19 protein-coding genes are annotated in these 20,670 nt (G+C 68.2%); 6 read left to right on the top strand and 13 right to left on the bottom strand.

The window, feature by feature from the left end; translation table 11 throughout:
• Positions 1-46: 46 nt before the first annotated feature.
• From EVU97_RS04655 to EVU97_RS04675, 5 genes are all read right to left on the bottom strand, one after another.
• Positions 47-502, bottom strand: a complete 456-nt coding sequence (locus EVU97_RS04655) for a GtrA family protein (protein ID WP_129663934.1) — start codon at positions 500-502, stop codon at positions 47-49.
• 25 nt (positions 503-527) lie between these two features.
• On the bottom strand, positions 528-2,027 hold the full coding sequence (locus EVU97_RS04660; RefSeq protein ID WP_129663936.1) for a cell wall metabolism sensor histidine kinase WalK: 1,500 nt from the start codon (positions 2,025-2,027) through the stop codon (positions 528-530).
• A gap of 11 nt (positions 2,028-2,038) precedes the next feature.
• On the bottom strand, positions 2,039-2,764 hold the full coding sequence (locus EVU97_RS04665; protein ID WP_129663938.1) for a response regulator transcription factor: 726 nt from the start codon (positions 2,762-2,764) through the stop codon (positions 2,039-2,041).
• A gap of 1 nt (position 2,765) precedes the next feature.
• Positions 2,766-4,289, bottom strand: a complete 1,524-nt coding sequence (locus tag EVU97_RS04670; RefSeq protein ID WP_129663940.1) for a hypothetical protein — start codon at positions 4,287-4,289, stop codon at positions 2,766-2,768.
• A 97-nt stretch (positions 4,290-4,386) separates the two neighbouring features.
• Positions 4,387-6,114, bottom strand: a complete 1,728-nt coding sequence (locus tag EVU97_RS04675; protein WP_129663942.1) for a glycerol-3-phosphate dehydrogenase/oxidase — start codon at positions 6,112-6,114, stop codon at positions 4,387-4,389.
• A gap of 251 nt (positions 6,115-6,365) precedes the next feature.
• On the opposite strand from EVU97_RS04675, the gene EVU97_RS04680 reads away from it, so the two are divergent.
• The 4 genes from EVU97_RS04680 to EVU97_RS04695 all read left to right on the top strand — a co-directional run bounded on the left by EVU97_RS04680 (position 6,366) and on the right by EVU97_RS04695 (position 10,377).
• The gene (locus EVU97_RS04680; protein ID WP_047310580.1) at positions 6,366-7,091 is read left to right on the top strand and encodes an MIP/aquaporin family protein; all 726 of its coding nucleotides are present in this window, start codon (positions 6,366-6,368) and stop codon (positions 7,089-7,091) included.
• A 61-nt stretch (positions 7,092-7,152) separates the two neighbouring features.
• Complete coding sequence (gene glpK / locus EVU97_RS04685; protein WP_047310579.1) at positions 7,153-8,661, top strand: glycerol kinase GlpK; 1,509 nt, start codon at positions 7,153-7,155, stop codon at positions 8,659-8,661.
• Between the two features lie 59 nt (positions 8,662-8,720).
• The gene (locus EVU97_RS04690) at positions 8,721-9,503 is read left to right on the top strand and encodes a ParA family protein (protein WP_118912894.1); all 783 of its coding nucleotides are present in this window, start codon (positions 8,721-8,723) and stop codon (positions 9,501-9,503) included.
• Positions 9,504-9,735: 232 nt separating this feature from the next.
• The gene (locus EVU97_RS04695) at positions 9,736-10,377 is read left to right on the top strand and encodes an RNA polymerase sigma factor (protein WP_129663944.1); all 642 of its coding nucleotides are present in this window, start codon (positions 9,736-9,738) and stop codon (positions 10,375-10,377) included.
• Between the two features lie 375 nt (positions 10,378-10,752).
• On the opposite strand, the gene EVU97_RS14925 is transcribed toward EVU97_RS04695, so the two are convergent.
• The 3 genes from EVU97_RS14925 to EVU97_RS14930 all read right to left on the bottom strand — a co-directional run bounded on the left by EVU97_RS14925 (position 10,753) and on the right by EVU97_RS14930 (position 12,408).
• Complete coding sequence (locus EVU97_RS14925; RefSeq protein WP_165357881.1) at positions 10,753-11,322, bottom strand: hypothetical protein; 570 nt, start codon at positions 11,320-11,322, stop codon at positions 10,753-10,755.
• A gap of 112 nt (positions 11,323-11,434) precedes the next feature.
• Positions 11,435-12,085: a nucleoside/nucleotide kinase family protein gene (locus EVU97_RS04705; protein ID WP_370448526.1), complete on the bottom strand. Its 651-nt coding sequence runs from the start codon at positions 12,083-12,085 to the stop codon at positions 11,435-11,437.
• Positions 12,082-12,408: a hypothetical protein gene (locus EVU97_RS14930; RefSeq protein WP_165357875.1), complete on the bottom strand. Its 327-nt coding sequence runs from the start codon at positions 12,406-12,408 to the stop codon at positions 12,082-12,084. The genes EVU97_RS04705 and EVU97_RS14930 overlap by 4 nt, the downstream gene beginning before the upstream one ends.
• Positions 12,409-12,469: 61 nt before the next feature.
• On the opposite strand from EVU97_RS14930, the gene EVU97_RS14935 reads away from it, so the two are divergent.
• A complete protein-coding gene (locus EVU97_RS14935) occupies positions 12,470-12,958 on the top strand; it encodes a hypothetical protein (protein WP_165357876.1) in 489 nt (162 codons plus the stop codon).
• Positions 12,959-13,049: 91 nt separating this feature from the next.
• On the opposite strand, the gene EVU97_RS04715 is transcribed toward EVU97_RS14935, so the two are convergent.
• The gene (locus EVU97_RS04715) at positions 13,050-14,873 is read right to left on the bottom strand and encodes a phosphoenolpyruvate carboxykinase (GTP) (protein WP_129663948.1); all 1,824 of its coding nucleotides are present in this window, start codon (positions 14,871-14,873) and stop codon (positions 13,050-13,052) included.
• Between the two features lie 504 nt (positions 14,874-15,377).
• Here EVU97_RS04715 and EVU97_RS04720 point away from each other — a divergent pair.
• Positions 15,378-16,379, top strand: a complete 1,002-nt coding sequence (locus EVU97_RS04720) for an endonuclease domain-containing protein (protein ID WP_129663950.1) — start codon at positions 15,378-15,380, stop codon at positions 16,377-16,379.
• A gap of 71 nt (positions 16,380-16,450) precedes the next feature.
• Here EVU97_RS04720 and EVU97_RS04725 read toward each other — a convergent pair whose 3' ends face one another.
• The 4 genes from EVU97_RS04725 to EVU97_RS04740 form a co-directional block, all read right to left on the bottom strand.
• Positions 16,451-17,356 carry a phosphotransferase gene (locus tag EVU97_RS04725; protein ID WP_225910976.1) on the bottom strand — a complete coding sequence of 302 codons (906 nt, stop codon included), beginning with the start codon at positions 17,354-17,356 and terminating at the stop codon, positions 16,451-16,453.
• 71 nt (positions 17,357-17,427) lie between these two features.
• On the bottom strand, positions 17,428-18,480 hold the full coding sequence (locus EVU97_RS04730; RefSeq protein ID WP_240730132.1) for an SAM-dependent methyltransferase: 1,053 nt from the start codon (positions 18,478-18,480) through the stop codon (positions 17,428-17,430).
• A gap of 83 nt (positions 18,481-18,563) precedes the next feature.
• The gene (locus tag EVU97_RS04735; RefSeq protein ID WP_129663952.1) at positions 18,564-20,063 is read right to left on the bottom strand and encodes an amino acid permease; all 1,500 of its coding nucleotides are present in this window, start codon (positions 20,061-20,063) and stop codon (positions 18,564-18,566) included.
• 362 nt (positions 20,064-20,425) lie between these two features.
• Entirely contained in the window at positions 20,426-20,599 is a 174-nt protein-coding gene (locus EVU97_RS04740; RefSeq protein ID WP_129663954.1) for a CsbD family protein, read from the bottom strand.
• Positions 20,600-20,670: the final 71 nt, after the last annotated feature.

Here is a 20,670-nt window from a genome sequence, read left to right on the forward strand (position 1 = left end):
AGCCCGGCGCACACCAAACCGCGCCGTCACAGGGGGCTTCGGTCGCTCAGCGCGTGAAGATTCGGCGGAAGACGACGAAGCGCACGACCGTCGCGATCGCGTTGCCGATCGTCACCGTCACCGTGTCCCAGAAGGTGCCCGCGTTCGGCCACAGGTGGTGCTCCAGCGCGAGCGCGCCCGTTGTCACCGCGAGCGTGACCGCGAGGATCGCGAGGCTCTGGACGTGGGCGGCCTTGCCGCCCGAGTGCCCCGCCGCGTCGAACGTGAATCGCTGGTTCACCCACGTGTTGAGGACCGTGCACACGAGCAGCGCCGTCACGTTCGCGAGGTGGTGGTTCATGCGCATGTCGAGGAGCATGAAGAGCAGCGTGTAGAGAACCGTCGAGCCCACGCCGACGAGCGCGAAGCGCATGGCGTGCGACACGGTGCCCCGTTCGCCGGCTTGGGTTTCCGGCGCCGCAGACGGGTTCGTCGCGGCGGCGAGCGCCTCGTTCTCGTTCATCGTCACCTCCGGGTGTCGTCCGACATCATGCTCCGGCTGCCTCGGGTGACGCGAGTCGGCCCCTCGGTTCGATGGGCAGACGCACGGTGAACCGGGTGTTCCCGGGTTCGCTCTCGACGCTCACCGTGCCGTGGTGCGCGGTGACGACGGCGTGCACGATCGACAGGCCCAGACCAGTCGAGCCCTCGGTGCGCGTGCGCGCGACGTCCCCGCGGGTGAAGCGTTCGAAGAGGTGCGGCGTGAACTCGGCGGGGATTCCGGGGCCGTTGTCGGTGACGCTGACGATCACGTCGTCGCCCTCGCGCGCGAGCCCGGCCGTCACGACCGTCCCCGGCGGCGTGTGACGGCGCGCGTTGGCGAGCAGGTTGATGACGACCTGACGCAGACGCGCCTCGTCGCCGACGACTTCGGGCACCTCGTCGAGGTCCTCCGGGAGGTCGAGGTGCCAGACGTGGTCGGGCCCGGCCGCGTGGAGGTCGCTCAGGCTCTCGACGACGATGCGGGTGAGGTCGACAGGTTCGCGCTCGAGTTCGCGGCCGGCGTCGAGACGGGCCAGCAGGAGCAGGTCCTCGACGAGCGTCGTCATCCGCCCGGCTTCGGATTCGATGCGCCCGAGAGCGTGGGTCACGGACGGCGGGACAGGCTCGGTCTCGCGGCGCGACAACTCGGCGTAGCCACAGATCGAGGCGAGGGGAGTGCGCAGCTCATGGCTCGCGTCGGCCACGAACTGGCGCACCTGCATCTCGCTCCCCTCGCGAGCGTCGAGGGCGGAGTCGACGTGGTCGAGCAGGTTGTTGAGCGCCAGGCCGACGGTGCCGACCTCGGTGCGCGGGTCGGTGTCGACCGTCGGCACGCGCTCGTCGGTGCGTGCGTCGCCGCGTCCGAGGGGCATCTCCGAGACTCGTTCGGCGGTGGCCGCGACCCGGCGCAACGGACGCAGGTTGCTGCGCACGAGCAGGAAGCTCGCGCCGCCCACGGCGACGAGGCCGAGCAGACCCATGAGCGCGATGTTCCGGGCGAGTTCACCGACGTTCCGGTCGATGGGTTCGAGCGGCATGCCGACGATGGTGACGTCGCCGTTCGAGCGCGAGACGGCGACGAGGCGGTAGGTGTCGAGGCCGCCGCCGACGTCGACGGTCTGAGGGGCGGTGCCGAGCGAACTGTTCCACAGCGTCAGAACCTGGGCCTTCGACAGCGTCGAGATCGAGCCGGGCGTCAGGACGACGTTCTCGCTCGTGCGGATCGTGTTCGCGGTGGAGGAGGCGTCGATCGTCAGGCGCAGCATGCTGCCGCCGAGCCCGGGCGCGGCGCGGTGGTAGCCGTCGGTGTGACCGGGGGCGTCGCCCTCACCGGGGCCGTCGAGGGAGCGCTGTGCGTCGGCGAGTTGGGCGTCCACCTGCGTCATGAGCGAGTTGCGGGTGGTGAGGACGGTCGCCGCGCCGATGATCGCGATGATGACGACGAAGAGGGTGACGATCGAGGTGAGCAGCTTCGTGCGCAGCGGCCACCGGGCGGGATTGAACACGGGGCGGCGGCTCAGGAAGCGGGCTTGAGCACGTAGCCGGCGCCGCGCATCGTGTGGATCATCGGTGCGCGGCCGGCGTCGATCTTCTTGCGCAGGTAGCTGATGTAGAGCTCGACGACGTTGGCCTGGCCGCCGAAGTCGTAGTGCCACACCCGGTCGAGGATCTGAGCCTTGCTCAGTACGCGCTTGGGGTTGCGCATGAGGAAGCGCAGGAGTTCGAACTCCGTTGCGGTGAGGGTGATCTCGTCGCCGCCGCGCATCACTTCGTGGCTGTCCTCGTCGAGGGTGAGGTCGCCGACGCGCAGCAGCGAGCTCTCCTCCTCCTGCAACTGGACCGAGCGGCGCAGCAACGCGCGCACGCGGGCCACGACCTCCTCGAGACTGAAGGGCTTCGTGACGTAGTCGTCGCCTCCGGCCGTCAGACCGGCCACCCTGTCCTCAACGGCATCGCGCGCGGTGAGGAAAAGGACCGGCAGCGTCGGGTCCTCGTCGCGCATACGCCGGAGCACCTCGAGGCCGTCGAAGTCGGGCAGCATCATGTCGAGCACGACGGCGTCGGGCTTGAACTCCTTGGCCGTCTTGACGGCCGCGTTGCCGGTGGCGGCGCTCTTGATGTCCCAGCCCTCGTAGCGAAGGGCCATCGACAGCAGTTCGGTGAGGTTCGACTCGTCGTCGACGACGAGGACCCGGACGTTCGTGCCGTCGGGGCGCTTCAAAGCGGGGGCAGCGGGGCTCATGTCACTCAGTGTCGCCCCGGCGGCTATGCAGTTCCAAGGTCGTTTCTGTGACGTTCCTGTGCGTGGACGGTGGGTCGGCCCGGGCGATGAGCATGGTGAGGTCGTCGAGAACGTCCTCGCGAAGCTGGTCCAGTTCCGCTGGGCCCAACTCGGGGTGGCGACGATCGGCGCGCAGGAGGACTCCGTCCACGAGCAGTTGGACCGATGAGGGGTCCTCGGTGAGATCACCGCGGTATTGCGCGGTGCCGCGGGGCGGCACGCTGCCATCGAGATCGAGCCACAGCGCACGGCCGGGGCGCAGGAAGAGCAGCACAGCGTTGGCAACGCCCGGCACGCGTGAGTACGCGAGCGGACCCTGCCAGGCCTGGTGCGTGAGGGAGCGCACCTCGACGAACTGCGTCAGGCTCAGCACGAGTCCTCGAACGAACACCATGAGCGCCACGAGCCCGACCACGAGGGCGATGTTTCGATGCTCGTCGTAGTGGTGCCAGCACAGGGCCAACGTCGCGAAAGATCCCGCAGGAATCGGATAGAGCCTCATCCGGTTGATCAGCCCCCGAACCCCAGTACCGGCGTGCGAGGGGGTCGTCGAGGGCTGCGGGGCGATGCTCTCCTCGAGGTCGGCGAGTTCGGCCAGCGTCAAGTGCTCCATGGCCGCGATGTCCGCGCCCTCGGCGTCGTCCGAGGCGATCGGGAAGGGGATGAGGCTCGTTCGACGGCGCGGTAGGACGGCGCGCCAGAGGCCGGAGACCACTGCGACACCGCCGGCTCCGGCTGCCATGAAGAGACTGCCGAGTGTCGGCTCCGACAAGCCCAAGTCGTCGAGGACGATGGCGTAGTCGCTCGCCAGCAGCGCGACGGCTTCCACCCGCGCGCCCACTCGAGGCTCGTCGACCATGACGCACGACGACACCTGCTCGCCGGCCGCCTTGCCGGCCGCGTCGCTGAGAACGAAGGTGCACAAGGTTTCGTCGATCTCCGGGTCGGCGACGGTCTTGGTCACCGTCACGGTTTCTGTGTGACCGAGAGCGACAACGCCTGCCATCCCCAGCGCAGTCAGCACGAAGGCGCCGGCTAGTGCACCCCAGAATCGGGGGAACAGCAGCCACGCCCAGGTCGTGAGGGGAGCTCGCTGCGCCGTTCGTGAGGCTCGTCGAACGACCGTGGCGAGGCCCTCGCCGCCGAACAGTTCCGGACCGTCGTCACGGCCTTCGAGGTTCCAGCCCCACGGGGCATCGTCCGGTTGTGCAGTTGCGCGACGTGTGGCCGTGTCGGTGGCGGCAGGTGGTGTGGCGATGACGAGTCGCCGTCGGGGCTGCCACAGGACGACTCCTCCCTTGTGGGCGATCGCCCGCACAGCCCTCGGGGGATAACCGTCGAGCCGGCTGACCAACGCGCTGCACCCGCCACTTTCGCAGCCGGAGAAGTCGATGTCGTACCGACGCAGGGCCGCGCGTCCCAGGAGCAGCGTGACGATGAGAGCTGCGAGGAACCCGGCCAGGAAAGCGATGACATCGAGGGGCACGATGCATTGTACGGCCGACTCGCCCCGGAGACCGGCCTCTACACGCCACCGCCCCCACCCGCGGCAGGCGGGAGGGGGCGGCGAGGACCAGCGCGGGTCAGCGGGTGGCGAGCACCTTGCGCAGACTCGGGCGCGGGTCGGGAGCCTCGAGGCGCGCGGCGTCGGAGGCCTCGTCGGTCTCGAGCTCCTGCGACTTGCGCTCGGCCTCGACGCGCTCGACGTACGACGTGATCTCGGCGTTCTTCGTCTCGTCCGACCAGCCGAGCAGCGGCGCGATGATGTCGGCGACCTCCTGCGCCGCGTCGGCGCCGCGGTGCTTGGTCTCGATCGACATGCGCGTGCGGCGGGCGAGGACGTCCTCGAGGTGCAGCGCGCCCTCGTTCGTCACGGCGTACGCGATCTCGCAGCGCAGGTACTCGTCGGCGGCCCCGACGGGCTTGAGCAGCGACGCGTCGTCCTGTGCCAGCTCGAGCACCTCGTACAGACGCGAGCCGTAGCGGCCGAGCAGGTGCTCGATGCGCCACTCCGGCAGGCCGGACTCGGCGGCCAGCTCGTGCTTGAGGTTGAGCATCGCGGCGTACCCGTCGGCGCCGACGAGCGGCGTCACCTCCGTGACCGAGTTTTTGATCGGGCCCAGGTCCTCGGCGGTCGCGTTGACGGCGTCCTCCGCCATGACACGGTAGGTCGTGTACTTGCCGCCGGCGATCGAGATGAGGCCCGGCTGCGGGCGCGCGACGGCGTGCTCACGCGAGAGCGCCGAGGTGTCCTCGCTCTCGCCCGCGAGCAGCGGACGCAGGCCGGCGTACACGCCGAGGATGTCGTCACGCGTGAGCGGCGAGGCGAGCACCGTGTTGACGTGCTCGAGGATGTAGTCGATGTCCTTGCTCGTCGCCGCGGGGTGGGCGACGTCGAGGGCCCAGTCGGTGTCGGTGGTGCCGATGAGCCACTGCTGACCCCACGGGATGACGAACAGCACCGACTTCTCGGTGCGCAGGATGAGGCCCACCTCGCCGGCGATACGGTCGCGCGGCACGAGGATGTGCACGCCCTTCGACGCGCGCACGCGGAAACGGCCACGCCCACCCGTCATCTTCTGGATGTCGTCGGTCCACACACCGGTGCAGTTGATGACGACCTTGGCGCGGACCTCGAGCTTCTCGCCCGTCTCGACGTCACGCACGACGGCACCGACGACACGGTCGGCCTCGGTGACGAGTTCGACGACCTCGGTGGAGTTGCGCACGATGGCGCCGTACTGCGCGGCGGTGCGCGCCACTGTCATCGTGTGACGCGCGTCGTCGGCCTGCGCGTCGAAGTAGCGGATCGAGCCGACCATCGCGTCCGGCTTGAGACCCGGGAACAGCTTCATCGTGCCGCCGCGGGTGAGGTGCTTCTGGCGCGGCACCGAGCGGGCGCCGCCCATCTGGTCGTACATCGCGATACCGCTCGCGACGTACGGGCGCTCCCAGGCGCGGTGGCTCAGCGGGTAGAGGAACGCCACCGGGTGCACGAGGTGCGGAGCGATGCGCGTCAGCATGAGCTCGCGTTCCTTGAGCGCCTCGGCAACGAGAGCGAAGTTGAGCTGCTCGAGGTAGCGCAGGCCGCCGTGGAAGAGCTTCGACGAGCGGCTCGAGGTGCCGCTCGCGAAGTCGCGGGCCTCGACGAGGCCGGTACGCAGGCCGCGCGTGACGGCGTCCAGCGCGACGCCCGCGCCCGTGACACCACCGCCGATGACGAGGACGTCGAGTTCGCGCTCGCCGAGCTCGCGCCACGATTCCTCGCGGGCCTGCGGGCTCATCTTCGCGCTGTAGGGGTGCATCGTCATGGGTACCTCCGAAAGGGGAGCGACGGGTCTCACGGGCGCCGCGCGGAACGCGGCTTCCCCTCCACCTTAGACCGCTCGAATGGACGTTTCCCGAATCCGGAGCGTGGGCCTTTCGTCACACGACGAACGGAGAGCGAAGCCTTCGTCGCGCCCGCTGCGGAACCCCCGGCGACCTCAGCCCACCGCGTAGGGTACGAAACGAGCATCCCCGGGGCGCGCCCGTCACGGGATCCTTCAGGAACGGAGAACGCATGTCACTCGGACAAGTCTTCTTGAGCGAAGTCCTCGGAACGGCGATCCTCATCGTCCTCGGTGTGGGTGTCGTGGCCAACGTCCTGCTGCCGAAGAACGGCGGCTTCGGCGGCGGCCCTCTCATGATCAACATCGGGTGGGGCTTCGCCGTCTTCTCCGGAGTGTTCGCCGCCTACAAGTCAGGTGCCCACCTCAACCCCGCGGTGACCCTCGGCATGTGGGCGAGTGGCGCCGACACCTACGCCAAGGGCGTCGACATCACGGCCGCCTCGACACTCACCTACGTCGCCGCCCAGTTCGTCGGCGGCTTCATCGGCGCCGTCGTCGTGTGGATGGCCTACAAGAAGCAGTTCGACGAGCACGAGGACGCGCCGACGAACGTCTTCTCCACCTCGGCCACCGTCCGATCGCCGTTCTGGAACGTCATGACGGAGGTCGTCGGAACGTTCGTCCTCGTCTTCACGATCCTCGTGTTCGCCAAGACGCCGAGCCAGGCCGGACCGCTCAACGTTGCTTTCCTCGTCGTCGCCATCGGCGTCTCGCTCGGTGGTCCGACGGGCTACGCCATCAACCCGGCACGCGACCTGGCGCCGCGCCTTGCGCACTTCCTCCTTCCCATCCCCAACAAGGACGACTCCAACTGGAGTTACGCATGGGTGCCGGTCGTCGGCCCCGTCATCGGAGGCCTCATCGCAGGCTTCGCCGCCAATCTCTACATCGGCTGACCCGTTCGGGGCAGACTCGACATCAACCGCCAACGCCAACTCGACGCACGAGGAGCAGAACATGGCTGAGAAGAAGTACGTCGCATCCATCGACCAGGGCACGACGAGCACGCGCTGCATGATCTTCGACCACGACGGCAACGTCGTCGCCGTCGGCCAGATGGAACACGAGCAGATCTTCCCCAAGGCCGGCTGGGTCGAACACGACGCGGCCGAGATCTGGGACAACACGCGCAAGGTCTGTGCCGAGGCGCTCGCCAAGAAGGACCTCGACTCCGACGACATCGCCGCCGTGGGTATCACCAACCAGCGCGAGACGGCCGTCGTGTGGGACAAGAAGACGGGCAAGCCGGTCTACAACGCCATCGTCTGGCAGGACACGCGCACCGACGCGATCTGCAAGAAGCTCGCCGGTGACGACGGCGCCGACAAGTACAAGGACGTCGTCGGCCTGCCGCTCGCCACGTACTTCGCCGGCCCGAAGGTCATGTGGATCCTCGAGAACGTCGACGGCGCTCGCGAGAAGGCCGAGGCCGGTGACCTGCTGTTCGGCACGATGGACACGTGGGTCATCTGGAACATGACGGGTGGCACGAACGGCGGCGTCCACGTCACCGACGTCACGAACGCCTCCCGCACCATGCTCATGAACCTCGACACGCTCGAGTGGGACGAGTCCATCGCGAAGGACATGGGCATCCCGATGTCGATGCTCCCGGAGATCCGCAGTTCGTCCGAGGAGTACGGCAAGGTGCGTCACCGCGGCGTCCTGCGCGGTGTGCCGATCGCGGGCGCGCTCGGCGACCAGCAGGCCGCCACGTTCGGTCAGGTCTGCTTCGAGCCGGGTACGGCCAAGAACACCTACGGCACCGGCAACTTCCTCATCCTCAACACCGGTGAGGAGAAGGTGATGAGCAAGAACGGACTGCTCACCACCGTCTGCTACCGCATCGGTGACCAGAAGCCGGTCTACGCGCTCGAGGGCTCGATCGCCGTCACCGGTTCGCTCGTGCAGTGGCTGCGCGACAACCTCAAGCTCATCAAGGACGCGAAGGAGGTCGAGAAGTACGCCAAGGAGGTCGACGACAACGGTGACGTCTACGTCGTCCCGGCCTTCTCCGGCCTCTTCGCGCCGCACTGGCGCAGCGACGCTCGCGGTGTCGTGGTCGGCCTCACCCGCTTCGCCAACCGCGGGCACCTGTGCCGCGCGGCCCTCGAGGCCGTGGCGTACCAGAGCCAGGAGGTCGTCAAGGCGATGAACGCCGACTCCGACGTCGAGATGACCGAGCTCAAGGTCGACGGCGGCATGGTCGTCAACGAGACGCTCATGCAGTTCCAGAGCGACATTCTCGACGTCGAGGTCATCCGCCCGAAGGTCAACGAGACGACGGCCCTCGGTGCCGCCTACGCGGCCGGCCTCGCCGTCGGGTTCTGGAAGGACCTCGACGACCTGCGTCGTCAGTGGGCCGAGGACAAGCGTTGGAAGCCCTCGATGGAGGACGACGAGCGTCAGCGCCTGCTGGGGCGCTGGAGCCAGGCCGTCGAGCGCACCCTCGACTGGGCGGAGTGACCTGTCGGCGGCGCGGCGTGTCGGGGCACCGCTGCGCCGCGCCCGCCTAGGGTTGAGCCATGGTCGTCATCAGCGTGTGCAGCCTCAAGGGCGGGGTGGGTAAGACCTCCGTCGTCCTCGGGCTCGCCGACGCCGCGATGCGCAAGGGGCTCGCGACGCTCGTCGTCGACCTCGACCCGCAGGGTGACGCCACCTATGCCCTCGGTGCCAAGGCCACCGGCAGTGCGAGTGGTGACGTGCTGGAAAGCCCGAAGCGCAAGGTGCTCGAGCAGACGATCGTCGCCTCGGGCTGGGAGGGTGCGGGGGAGCTTCACGTCCTGCCCGGTGCCCCGTCGACCGCAGCGCTCGATCGCCCGGACGCCGAGGGGGAGAGCCTCCACACGCTGCGCAAGGCGCTCGGCAAGCTCGACTACGATCTCGTCCTCATCGATGCACCGCCGTCGCTGTCCGGCCTGACGCGCAGCGCGCTCGTCGCGAGCGACCGCGCCATCGTCGTCGCCGAACCGGGGGCGTTCGCCGTCAATGCTGCGAACCGACTCTTCGCCGCGATCGACGACCTGCGTCGACGTGAGGCGGGCGGGCTGCAACCGCTCGGCATCGTCGTCAACCGGTTCCGTCCCTCGGTCCGCGAACACGCCGAACAGGTGAAGGTACTGGAGCGGACCTTCGGGCCACTCGTCCTCTCACCTGTCCTGGCGGATCGGGCTGTGGTTCAGCGGGCTCAGGGAGCACGCCAGCCTCTCAGCGCCATCGCCGGATCGGCTCCGATGACGGACGCTTACGATGCGCTGCTGTCACGCATCGGACGCACGGCCAAGGCCCTTCGCCGGCGCACGTCCTGAGCCACCTCGGGCATATTTCGTCAGGTGACATGCAACCTGTCGGTCCGGTGTGCGTCTTTCTGTCATGAGGACGATCGACCGCGCGGGCCAGGCACCCGCTTGCGCGGACACTTGGGTCGATCGGCTTGCCCCGGCCCGCGTTCCTCGCCGACACTGGATGATGGGGCATCGTCCGAATCGCCCTGCAGAACATCGGCGTCGGCATCTGCCGTGTGATGAGGGGAGCGGGTGCATGACTTTCGTCCATGCAGCGCTTCCGCTTCCCCCGGCGCCCTGGTGGGCCATCTCGGAAGGGGCGCGAAGCGCTCGTTCGGAGCGCGCTGCGTCGACCGGTGACGACGCGACCTCGGGGGCGAACACGTCCTCGCAGGGCTCTCCCCCGGACGAGGTCGACCTCGACGCCCTGTACGTCAGTTCGTACCACGACATGGTGCGTCTGGCTCGTCAGCTCGTCGACGACATCGAGTCGGCGCAGGACGTCGTGCACGACGCCTTCCTCGGTCTGCACCGCAACGTCGACTCCCTCGAATCGCCCGCGAACGCCCGCGCGTACCTGCGTGCGTCCGTGCTCAACCACGCCCGCTCGGCGCTACGGCGTCGCCGCACCGCCCGCGAGTACGCCGCTGCTGCCGAACCCGAGGCCGGGCCCGGCTCCGACGAGCCCGTTCTTCTGGCCGACGAGCACCAGCAGGTGCTCGGCCACCTCGGCGCGTTGCCCACCCGCATGCGCGAGGTTCTCGTGCTGCGGTACTGGGAGGGGCTGAGCGAGGTCGAGATCGCGTCGACCCTCGGGATCAGCCAGGGCACGGTGAAGTCGCAAGCCTCACGCGCCATGGCCAAGCTCGCCCAAGCGATGCGAGACGCCGATGGCTGATCTTCGACCCGACGAGTTCGCCGCCCTCGAGCAACAGTTGCGTGATGCGCTGTCCGCTCGGGCCGCAACCGTCACTCCGTCCGCCCTCGACGCCGGTAAGGCCGAGGCTTTGCGCGAGGCGCTGAACGACCCGTCCGGGGCCGCCGCCGGATCCGGTGCGGCCGGAGCGCCGGGCGCCGGCGGAACGGTGAGCACTTGGGCCGCCGGCGCCGCGCTCGTGGGCCTTGCCGCAACCGTGGCGGCCGGCGTCGTCTTGCTGGACGACGGTGCCGCCTCGAGTTCCCGTGGACCGAACTCCTCCTCGAGTGCGCCGGCCGATCCGTCGTCGTCCTCCACGGACACTCCCACCGCGTCGTCGACGGCGTCCGCGACGAGTCAGCCGACCTCGACGTCCACCTGGGCGACGAGCGCCCCCCGCGCGAACGAGCGCGCCGCCTCTGAGCGAGGGAACAACGGCCCAGTCGTTCCGTCGGGCTCCTCCGCGGTCACCCTGCCGCGCCTGCCAGGCTTGCCGTCGGCAGGCGGATCCCCGTTGCGCACAACGATGCCGGGCGCCGCAACGCCGACGGGTTCGGCCACCGTGCCGACGTCCGCGCTGCCGCCGGTGCCGTCCGGTTCGGCGACGGCTCCCGCACCGGGCACTTCGACGTCGCAGGCTCCCACGTCGACCGCTCCCGCACCGTCGGATTCGTCGAGGAGCGGACCGAGCACGACGCAACCGACGTCGCCGACCACCGAACCCACGTCGAACCCGACGACGCCGACGAGCGAACCGTCGCAGCCGACGACGTCGAACCCGACCACGCCGACCACCGAGCCGACGCGTCCGTCGGAACCGACGAGCCCCTCGCCGTCGACTCCGACGAGTGAGCCGACGCAGCCGACACCGTCACCCACGTCGCCGACGACCACACCGACCCCGCCGACGACGTCCTGGCCCAGCACATGCGTGCCCTTTGGCTTGCGTGACCTGCTGGGTGACCCGAAGAACGGGCACTCGGTGTGGTGGACGGATCTGCTCGGGATCCGCTGGCACCTGTGGTGTTCCAAGGGGTGATCAGCCCGGGTCGACCTCCAGGACGGTGAGCCCCGCCCGCGCGACCATGTTGTGCTCGATGCGGCGGGCGTTCGTCTCGTCCGAGCCGAGAGCGTGCGCTCGAGCGTCCTCCGTGCTGCGCCCGTAGCGCTCGTGACGTTCCACGAGTCGGGTGCGGCGAGTCGATTCGTCGGGCGTCAGGACCCATGCGGTGTCGAAGAAGTCGGCGAGGTTGCGCCACGGGTGCTCGTCGAGCAGCAGGTAGTTGCCCTCGACGACGACGAGACGGTGTTCGGGGCGAATCTCGACGGCGCCGGTGACGGCGTCCTCGATCTCGCGCCTGAACTCGGGCGCCCAAACGGACGGATCCCCGGGCCGCTGCCCCGCGATACGGGCCACCAGGGCGACGAAGCCTTCGGCGTCGAACGTCTGGGGTGCTCCCTTGACCTGCGCGAGGCCGAGTCGTTCCAGTGTTCGGTGCGCGAGATGCCAGCCGTCCATCGGGACGACGATCGCCGACACGTCGCGGTTCTGCGCTTCCGCGAGCAGGAGCTCGCAGACGGTGGACTTGCCTGCGCCGGGTGCGCCTGCCACAGCGAGGACGAGCCGGTCGTGCGGTGACGTGTGCAGCGCCGAGAAGAGCCCTTCGCGGGCCTCGGCGAACGGGATCAGTTGATCGTCACCTTCTGCGTCGAGGACTTGCTCACCGGGCCCGAGTCGCCGCAGAAGTACGTGGTGGTCGTGACGGTGTACGTCCCCGCGGCCGCGTAGGTGTGGCTCTGCGTCGGCAACTTGTCGGCGAATGCAGCGAGGGGCGACTTCGGTGCGCACTGGAGCGCGCCGAGGTCGGCGCCGTCCATGTCGCTGCCGTCACCGAAGTCGATCGTGACGCCACGGCTGTTCGGCGCCGCGATGACCGCGTTGTTTAGCTGCGAACGGTAGAGGTGCTGCTTGCCCGACGCGCTGTACGTGTAGGAGAGGGTACGACCGTTCACCGACGTCACGAGACTCTGGGTGGCGACGGCTGCGCCCGTCTGAGGGCCCCCGTCAGGAGTGGTGACGTGTACAGACGACACGGGGGTGTTCTCCAGTGCGGACTTCTTCACCTGCGTCGGGGTGGGCGCCTTCCCCTGTGCTGTGGACGGCGAGACGGACACGTGTCCCACGGCGGAGGGCTGCGAGGAGCTCGATGGGGTGGCCGTGCTCTCGCCCGAGGTGGAGCTCGCCGCGGCGGACGACTGCGTCGAGCCCGATGAGTTGGTGCTCGTGCCGGTGGAACTGCTCGTCGAGGACGACTGCCCGGCCCCCGAGGTGGCGCTCGAGGTCGAAACGGACGTCGAGGTCGCGGAGGACTGCCCCTCGGCGTCGGGTGAGGAATTGCCGCAGGCCGCGAGAGCGAGCGGCAGCGCGAGGGCGGCGGCGGTCAGGGCGAACGAGCGTGACATCGGTTTCCTCGGGGAACGGGGACGTGCGGTTGACTTCGAGCGTACGGGGCGTACCTGCGAACTGTCCGTAGGACGCTCGGTGGGCGGACGGCGGAGATGACGCAACCTCCCGCTCGCGAGCAGCGAACGGGAGGTTGCGTGACCGACGACGGTCAAGTGACGGTCGGCCGGGACCGCCACGTCTGATGGGCTCAGGCGCCGAGGCGCTCCTTGAGGCCGTCGAGCTCGACCTGAAGCTGAACCGGGAGCTGGTCGCCGAACTTGGCGAACCACTCCTCGATCTGCGGGATCTCGGCCTTCCACTCCTCGACGTCGACCGCGAGGGCGGCCTCGAGCTCGGCGTCCGTCATGTCGAGGCCCTCGACGTCGAGCGACTCCGGCGTCGGAACGTGACCGATGGGCGTCTCGACCGCAGCGGCCTTGCCCTCGATGCGCTCGATGATCCACTTGAGGACGCGGCTGTTCTCGGAGAAGCCGGGCCACAGGAAGTCACCGTTGTCGTCACGGCGGAACCAGTTGACGTAGAAGATCGCGGGCAGCTTGCTCGCGTCGGCGTCCTTGCCGACGTTCACCCAGTGCTGGAAGTAGTCGCCGGCGTTGTAGCCGATGAAGGGCAGCATGGCCATCGGGTCGCGGCGCACGACGCCGACCTGGCCGGTCGCGGCGGCCGTCGTCTCGGACGAAAGCGTGGCGCCCATGAAGGTGCCGTGCAGCCAGTCGCGAGCCTCGGTGACGAGCGGAACCGTCGTCTTGCGGCGGCCACCGAAGAGGATCGCCGAGATCGGCACACCCTGCGGGTCGTTGTACTCGTCGGCCAGGATGTCGCACTGCTCGATCGGAGTGCAGTAGCGGCTGTTCGGGTGGCTGGACAGCTCGTCGCTGTCGGGCGTCCAGGGGTTGCCCTTCCAGTCCGTGGCCTTGGCCGGCGGGTTCTCGAGACCCTCCCACCAGACGTCGCCGTCCTCGGTGAGCGCGACGTTCGTGAAGACGGAGTTGCCCTTGTTGATCGTCTTCATGGCGTTCGGGTTGGTGTGCTCGTTCGTGCCCGGCGCGACGCCGAAGAAGCCGAACTCCGGGTTGACGGCGTACAGGCGGCCGTCCTTGCCGAAGCGCATCCAGGCGATGTCGTCGCCGAGGGTCTCGACCTTCCAGCCCGGAACGGTCGGCTTGAGCATGGCGAGGTTGGTCTTGCCGCAGGCGCTCGGGAAGGCCGCAGCGATGTAGTAGACCTGGTTCTCCGGGGAGATGAGCTTCAGGATGAGCATGTGCTCGGCCAGCCAGCCCTCGTCACGTGCCATGACCGAGGCGATGCGCAGCGAGTAGCACTTCTTGCCGAGCAGGGCGTTGCCGCCGTAGCCGGAGCCGAAGCTCCAGATCGTGCGCTCCTCGGGGAACTGCACGATGTACTTCTCGTCGTTGCACGGCCACGCGACGTCCTTCTCGCCGTCGGCGAGCGGGGCGCCGACCGAGTGCAGGGCCGGGACGTAGCGGGCGTCGTCACCGAGCTCCTCGATGCGGTCGAGGATCTTCGTGCCACAGCGGGCCATGACGCGCATCGACGCGACGACGTACTCGGAGTCGGTGATCTCGACACCGAACATCGGGTGCTCGGCCTCGAGGTGACCCATGACGAAGGGGATCACGTACATCGTGCGACCCTTCATGCAGCCCTTGTAGAGGCCACGCATGATGTCCTTCATCTCGTTCGGGTCCATCCAGTTGTTGGTGGGCCCGGCGTCCTTCTCGTCGACACTGCAGATGTAGGTGCGGTCCTCGACACGCGCGACGTCCTGCGGGGAACTGGCGGCGTAGAACGAGTTCGGCTTGATGTTCTCGTTGAGGCGCGTGAACGTGCCCGTCTCGACGAGCTTGTCCGTGATCTGCTTCCACTCCTCGTCCGAACCCGTCACCCACTGGATGCGGTCGGGGGTGGTCATCTCGGCGACCTCGGCAACCCAGGCGTCAAGGCCCTTGTGCGTCGTGCCGCCGATCGTCTCGATGTCAGTCGTAGTCATTGGATCGGCCATCCTTTGTGCGAGCGGGCCCGAACGGGATCTCCGTTCGTCACCCGAGTCATCGCTGTCGTCGGTCGTCCCGGCGCGCAACCGAGTTCGAGGAGTCGAAGGGGAGCGCCCGGTGGGACTCCTCGAACGTACGGGTATCTCGACGTCAAAATATAAGTGGCCGAGGGTTCCAAGTTGTGACGTGGCTCACAAACGCATGGTGCGCTGTTGGGTTTCTGCCACCAATGTCGGAAATGTTCATTAACGGTTGGAGAATCGAACATTTACCGCCATCGACGTGACCTGCGGCACGGGGTGCCGAGGCACGACGACGGCTCCCGGGATGGGGTCGGGCGGCGAACCCCCGACGTTGGGGGTTTTGCAGCCGAACGGTGTGGTGTTGGCTGCGAAACTCCCAACGTTGGGTGATTCGCCCTGAGAGCCGGTCTTGTCGGCATCCTCGCGGGCTGTGGGTAACTTTCGCGGTGGTCGGCGCGAAATCGCGACGCTGGAGGTATGCCCCCTTCTGCTTCCGCCTCTTACCCCTCGTCCGGAGCGCGTCCCCCGCGCCAGAGCGTGGTAGCTCGTCGACGTGCTGCCCAGGACAGGTTCGGCGCGCTCCCGTTCACCTCGGACGAGGCTCTCGCAGCAGGGCTGAGTCGGAGCGACCTCGACAGCGCGGACGTACGCCGTCTGTTCCGGGGTGTCTTCGTCGATGCCCGCGTGCAGGTGGGGCACGGGCTCCGCTGCGTCGCAGCGGTGCGACGGTGTGGTGAGGGCGCGCGGATCTCGCGACTCGATGCGGCGCTCCTGTGGGGTCTGCCGGCGCCGTGGTCCGAGGGCGTGTCGGTGAGCATCCCGGCGAGCCGGGACGTGCGCGGTGCGGGACTCGTCGTGCACCGTCACCTCCGAAACTCGAAGACGTCGAGCGTTTGGGTTCCCTCGGTGCGGTTGCGGCTGCCGACGACGGCGCCGGTCGACCTCGTGCGTGAGTGTTTGCCCCGGCTGTCGCTCGTCGACGTCGTCGTGCTCGCGGACGCCGTTCTCAGGCTGCCCGGGGTGGAACCGGAGTCGGCGCGTGCGTCGTGGTCGTCCAGCGGTGCGGGGCCAGGGCGCGCTCGAGACCTGGTGAGGCTCGTGGATGCCGGTGCCGAGTCGGCCATGGAGTCGCGGCTACGGGTCCTGCTTCTGTTGGCGGGGTTACCCCAGCCGGACGCGCAGTTCGAGGTGGTGGCTTGCGGGCGTCGTCGAAGGCTGGATCTCGCGTTCCCGGATCTCAAGATCGCGATCGAGTACGACGGGGACCACCACTACGTCACTGAGGCTCAGAAGCATGCGGACATCGAGCGCGAAATGTCCCTGCGCACCGAGGGGTGGGAGGTCATCCGCGTTGTGTCCCACGGCATCTACCGCGACCCGGCCGGAACGGTGAAGGCAGTCGCCGCGGCCCTGGAGCGCCGCGGCCGTTCGGTACGGCTGTCGGACGGTTGGCGCCCCCACTTCCGACAGCTCGCGTAAAACCCCAACCTTGGGGGTTTTGCAGCCGAAGGGATGCTGCGTGGCCGGAAAACTCCCAACGTTGGGCGATCTCAGCGCAGGCGGACCCCGACGTCGGCCGCGACGGCCTCGACCATGCGGGTGAGGCGGACCGTGCGTTCAGGCATCGAATCGCGGTACTCCGCGAGCGTCACGAGGCCCGGGCCCGGGAAGGCCCACGCGCGGGCGCGCGCCGTCGTGGCTTCGTCGGCTGCGGCGGCACGGGCGAACACGGCGCGTGCTGGAGCGTCGAACAGATCCCACGCGTAGAGCAGATCGACGGCAGGGTCGCCCACGCCGAGTCCGCCGAAGTCGATGACGCCGGCCAGGGTGCCGCCGTCCCTGACGAGGACGTTCTCGGTCGAAAGGTCGGTGTGCACCCAGGTCCGGGAGCCGGTCGCGGCCTCCACTTCCCGCAGGCGTGCCCAGGCCAGACGCACCTGCGTCGGGTCGAAGAGGTCGCTCAGCGTGGCGGCGGCCTGGTCGACCCACGCGTCGGTGGCGTCGGTCACCGGATCGCCGCACCGGTAACCCCAACGCTCGGCGCCGCCGACCTCGCCGTCCGTGTCGACGGCGTGAAGCTCGGCGACGAACTCCCCGAGTGACGACGCGAGCGACCGCTGCGCCGAAGCGTCGAGGTTCGTCGGAGTTCGACCCTCGATCCAGGTGACGACGGCCCAGTGTCGAGGGAATGTCTCGCTCGGCGTTCCGACGAACTCGACGCGCGGGATCGGCGTCCTCACGCCGGCTCCGAGCGTCGGCAGCCAGGTGATCTCGTCGCCCAGATCCGTGGCGTAGTCGTCGGAGCGTGGGAGGCGAAGTGCGAGGTGACCTCCAACGCGAAACACCCAGTTGCTGCTGCCGGAGGCCGGGCTCGGGCGCACGGCAAGCTGGGCGAGGTGCGGTGCCTGCTCGCGCAGGAGCTGAGTGGCCAGCGCGGCGTCGGGTGCAGAACTCATGGTGTCGGGAGTTTTACAGCCGGATCCTCGCGCGGCGACCGATTTTCCCCAGCGTCGGGCGAAACGCAGCGTCAGGCGCGCAATGCGACGACGGTGATCTCGTGCCGGTTGTGCTGCAGCTGTCGGGCGAAGGTGATGTCGTACGCCTCGCTCAGCATGTTCATCGCCTCGTCGGCCTGCTTGACCGGGTTGTTCGTGCCCAACTTCAGCGTGACGATCGCCGTTGCGCCCGGGTTCAGCATGTCGGACGCCTCGAGCATCGTGTGGGCCGACAGCTGCGGGGGCATCCGCATGTCGTTGACGATGAGGTCGACCCGACGCGGGAAGGTAGCGACGAACTCCCCGGCCGTCGTCCGGTGGTGTTCCACGCCGCCCAGGTCGAGCACGCGCTGGTCGAGACCGGCCGGGTCGACGGCGTGCACGTGGCCGTACCCGCGCGAACGCAGGATGCGTGTCCACCCGCCAGGGCTGGCGCCGAGGTCGACGGCCACGTCCCCCTCGGGCAGGTCGATGTGGGTGAACAGCTCCTCGAGCTTGAACTCCGCGCGGCTGACCTGCTCCTTGCGCGAGGCAAGACGGATGCGTCCACCCGCCCAGTCGGACAGGGCGTAGCGCGAGGGCGTGACACCCGTCGTCACCCGGTCCTCACCGAGGCAGACCGACAACGCGAGGTCGGCGCCGCTGGGCACGACCCGGACGCCCTCGTCCATGAGTATCTCGAGGAGGGGCCGACGCACCTTGCCGGGCGCCCACGGGCCCTGCCCCGAATCCCATGTGTGCAGGGAGATGGCCGAACCGGGCGTGTACTCGCCGGAGTCGGCCAGTGCCTCGAGGCGCGTGGCGATGCCGTCGAAGGCCCACTCGGCGATCTCCTCGGCGTCCTCGTGCTCAAGGGACTTCGTCGTCGCGTGCTTCTCGACGGCGGCGAAGTGCTTGCAGAAGCGCAGGTAGCCGGACGAGGCGAGTTCGTGAAGTCGCTCGATGCCGCCGTTCTTCAACTGGACGAAGCCCGCGTCCTCACCCACGCGCGTCACCTTCTCCACGTCGGCCTCGCGGCGTAGTTCGACGACGGCGAAGCGGTAGTAGTCGGCGGTCGTGGAGAACAGGACGGGAAGGTCGATCACGTCAGTCAGTCTAGGCGTGAGGACGCGTACGGCCGCCGCCCCGGGAAAGGTACGGCGGCCGCACGCGTGGAACGGGTGAGCGATCAGCTCGTGACGTACTCGTCACCGTCGTCGATGTCGTCGAAGACCGCGGCGTCGATGCGGTTGCGCACGAGGAACCAGCCGCCGACGAGCAGGAGTACGAGGATCGGGCCGCCGAAGCGAACGGCAGCGGCCGACTCGGGGCTGCTGTCCGTCGGGTCGATCGCGATGAGCACGAGAACCGCAGCGAGGAACACGAGCGCGATGATGTTGAGCACCGGCGCACCCTTGAGGCGGAAGTCCGGACGCTCCAGCTCGCCGCGCGCGGCCTTGCGGACCATCATCATGTGCGAGATGAGGATCATCGACCAGACGCCGATGATGCCGAGGGTGGCGGCCTCGAGAGCGATCTCGAAGGCATGCGACGGCCACTTGAAGTTGATGACGACGCCGATCGCACCGAAGGCGGCCGTCGCCAGGATGGCGGCGTAGGGAACCTGGGTGCGGCTCATCTTGCCGAGGATGCGCGGCGCCGTACCGGCCACGGCCATCGAGCGCAGCACGCGGCCGGTCGAGTACAGGCCCGAGTTCATCGACGACGCGACGGCCGAAATGAGGACGACGTTCATGATGTCTGCCATGCGCACGCCACCGACGTGGAAGCCCACGCGGTCGAGCACAGTGACGAAGGGTGACTCGCCCTGCTTGTACTGCGCGGTCGGCAGGAGGAAGCACAGAAGCGTGATGGTGCCCACGTAGAAGATGAGGATGCGCCACAGCACCGAGCGGACGGCCTTCGGCATGACCTCACGCGGGTTCTCGGTCTCACCGGCGGCGACGCCGATGAGCTCCATGGCGGCGTAGGCGAAGATGACGCCGGTCAGCAATGTGAACATCGGCGAGACACCGTTGGGGAAGAAGCCCGAGTCGGTGATGTTGTGAACGCCGGCGCTGGCGGGCTTGCCGCCGCCCGAGAGGTCCTGGCCCACGATGATGAAGTAGATCGAGGCGAGCATGAACAGGATGATCGTGCCGACCTTGATGGCCGAGAACCAGAACTCCATCTCGCCGAACAGCTTGACGCCGATGAGGTTGATGGCCAGGGCGGTCACGAGAGCGATGGCGGCCCAGCCTCCCTGCGGAAGGGCGTCCTTGAGCGGGCTCCAGAAGATGAGGAAGCTCGCGATGACGGTGGAGTCGGCGATGAGCGTGAACGCCCAGTTGGTGAAGTGGAACCAACCCGCTGCGTACGCGCCCTTCTCGCCGATGAACTCGCGGCTGTAGGACACGAAGGCGCCCGAGGAGGGGCGGTAGAGCACCATCTCACCGAGCGCGCGCACCACGATCATGGCGACGGCGCCACAGATGGCGTAGGCGAAGATGAGCGACGGGCCTGCGGAGTGCAGACGCCCGGCCGATCCCATGAAGAGGCCGGAGCCGATGGCGCCACCGATGCCGATCATCTGGATGTGGCGGTTCTTCAGGTGCTTGGCGTAGCCGGCGTCACCGGAGTCGCCGGATCCGCGAGGTGCGGCCGGCGGCGCGTCGAGAGTCGAGGACATGCGGAGCCTTTCAAGGGGAAGGGCCTTCCCGCTGACCCCGTGACTCGAGTGGGCGGAAAAGTGCCGTGCGTCACGGTAGGGCTCGCTCAACTCCCGAAAAACAAGACGATGCTGCGTCGCCGCGACCAACCTGTGAGACGGACTGCGCTGCAGCGGTATTCGACCTAACTAGAGGTGTGGCTCACAGCAAGATGAAATCGATCTGTGACCTGTGGAGCGCTTGGTAGACGACTACCGTCAGGTAATGCAGGTCACAATTCGATGCTCCTTCGCGGATCACGTGAACCGGACACGGCAAGAGGCGCACCTCCCGAATCGGGAGATGCGCCTCTCGTACAAGCGGTGTCAGACACCGAGAACGATCAGTTCTTGAAAGCGTCCTTGATCTTCTCGCCAGCCTGCTTGAGGTTGGCGACGCCCTGGTCGCCCTTACCCTCGGCCTCGAGCTGCTCGTTGTCGGTCGCCTTGCCGTAGGCCTCCTTGGCCTGGCCGAACTTATCGTCCTTGGCGTTGTCCAGCTTGTCGTCGAAACCCATTGCTGAACTCCTTTCACTCGATGACAATTGCTTCGACCCTACTCCGGGCCCTTCGCCCTGGCCAGAGGTTT

Source organism: Dermacoccus sp. 147Ba (assembly GCF_004151355.1).
Classification (GTDB): domain Bacteria; phylum Actinomycetota; class Actinomycetes; order Actinomycetales; family Dermatophilaceae; genus Dermacoccus; species Dermacoccus abyssi.

Coding starts and splice junctions, on each gene's coding strand:
- EVU97_RS04655 (WP_129663934.1), bottom strand. CDS start 502: ATGAACGAGAACGAGGCGCTCGCCGCCGCGACGAACCCGTCTGCGGCG.
- EVU97_RS04665 (WP_129663938.1), bottom strand. CDS start 2,764: ATGAGCCCCGCTGCCCCCGCTTTGAAGCGCCCCGACGGCACGAACGTC.
- EVU97_RS04675 (WP_129663942.1), bottom strand. CDS start 6,114: ATGACGATGCACCCCTACAGCGCGAAGATGAGCCCGCAGGCCCGCGAG.
- EVU97_RS04680 (WP_047310580.1), top strand. CDS start 6,366: ATGTCACTCGGACAAGTCTTCTTGAGCGAAGTCCTCGGAACGGCGATC.
- glpK (WP_047310579.1), top strand. CDS start 7,153: ATGGCTGAGAAGAAGTACGTCGCATCCATCGACCAGGGCACGACGAGC.
- EVU97_RS04690 (WP_118912894.1), top strand. CDS start 8,721: ATGGTCGTCATCAGCGTGTGCAGCCTCAAGGGCGGGGTGGGTAAGACC.
- EVU97_RS04695 (WP_129663944.1), top strand. CDS start 9,736: ATGACTTTCGTCCATGCAGCGCTTCCGCTTCCCCCGGCGCCCTGGTGG.
- EVU97_RS04715 (WP_129663948.1), bottom strand. CDS start 14,873: ATGACTACGACTGACATCGAGACGATCGGCGGCACGACGCACAAGGGC.
- EVU97_RS04720 (WP_129663950.1), top strand. CDS start 15,378: ATGCCCCCTTCTGCTTCCGCCTCTTACCCCTCGTCCGGAGCGCGTCCC.
- EVU97_RS04725 (WP_225910976.1), bottom strand. CDS start 17,356: ATGAGTTCTGCACCCGACGCCGCGCTGGCCACTCAGCTCCTGCGCGAG.
- EVU97_RS04735 (WP_129663952.1), bottom strand. CDS start 20,063: ATGTCCTCGACTCTCGACGCGCCGCCGGCCGCACCTCGCGGATCCGGC.
- EVU97_RS04740 (WP_129663954.1), bottom strand. CDS start 20,599: ATGGGTTTCGACGACAAGCTGGACAACGCCAAGGACGATAAGTTCGGC.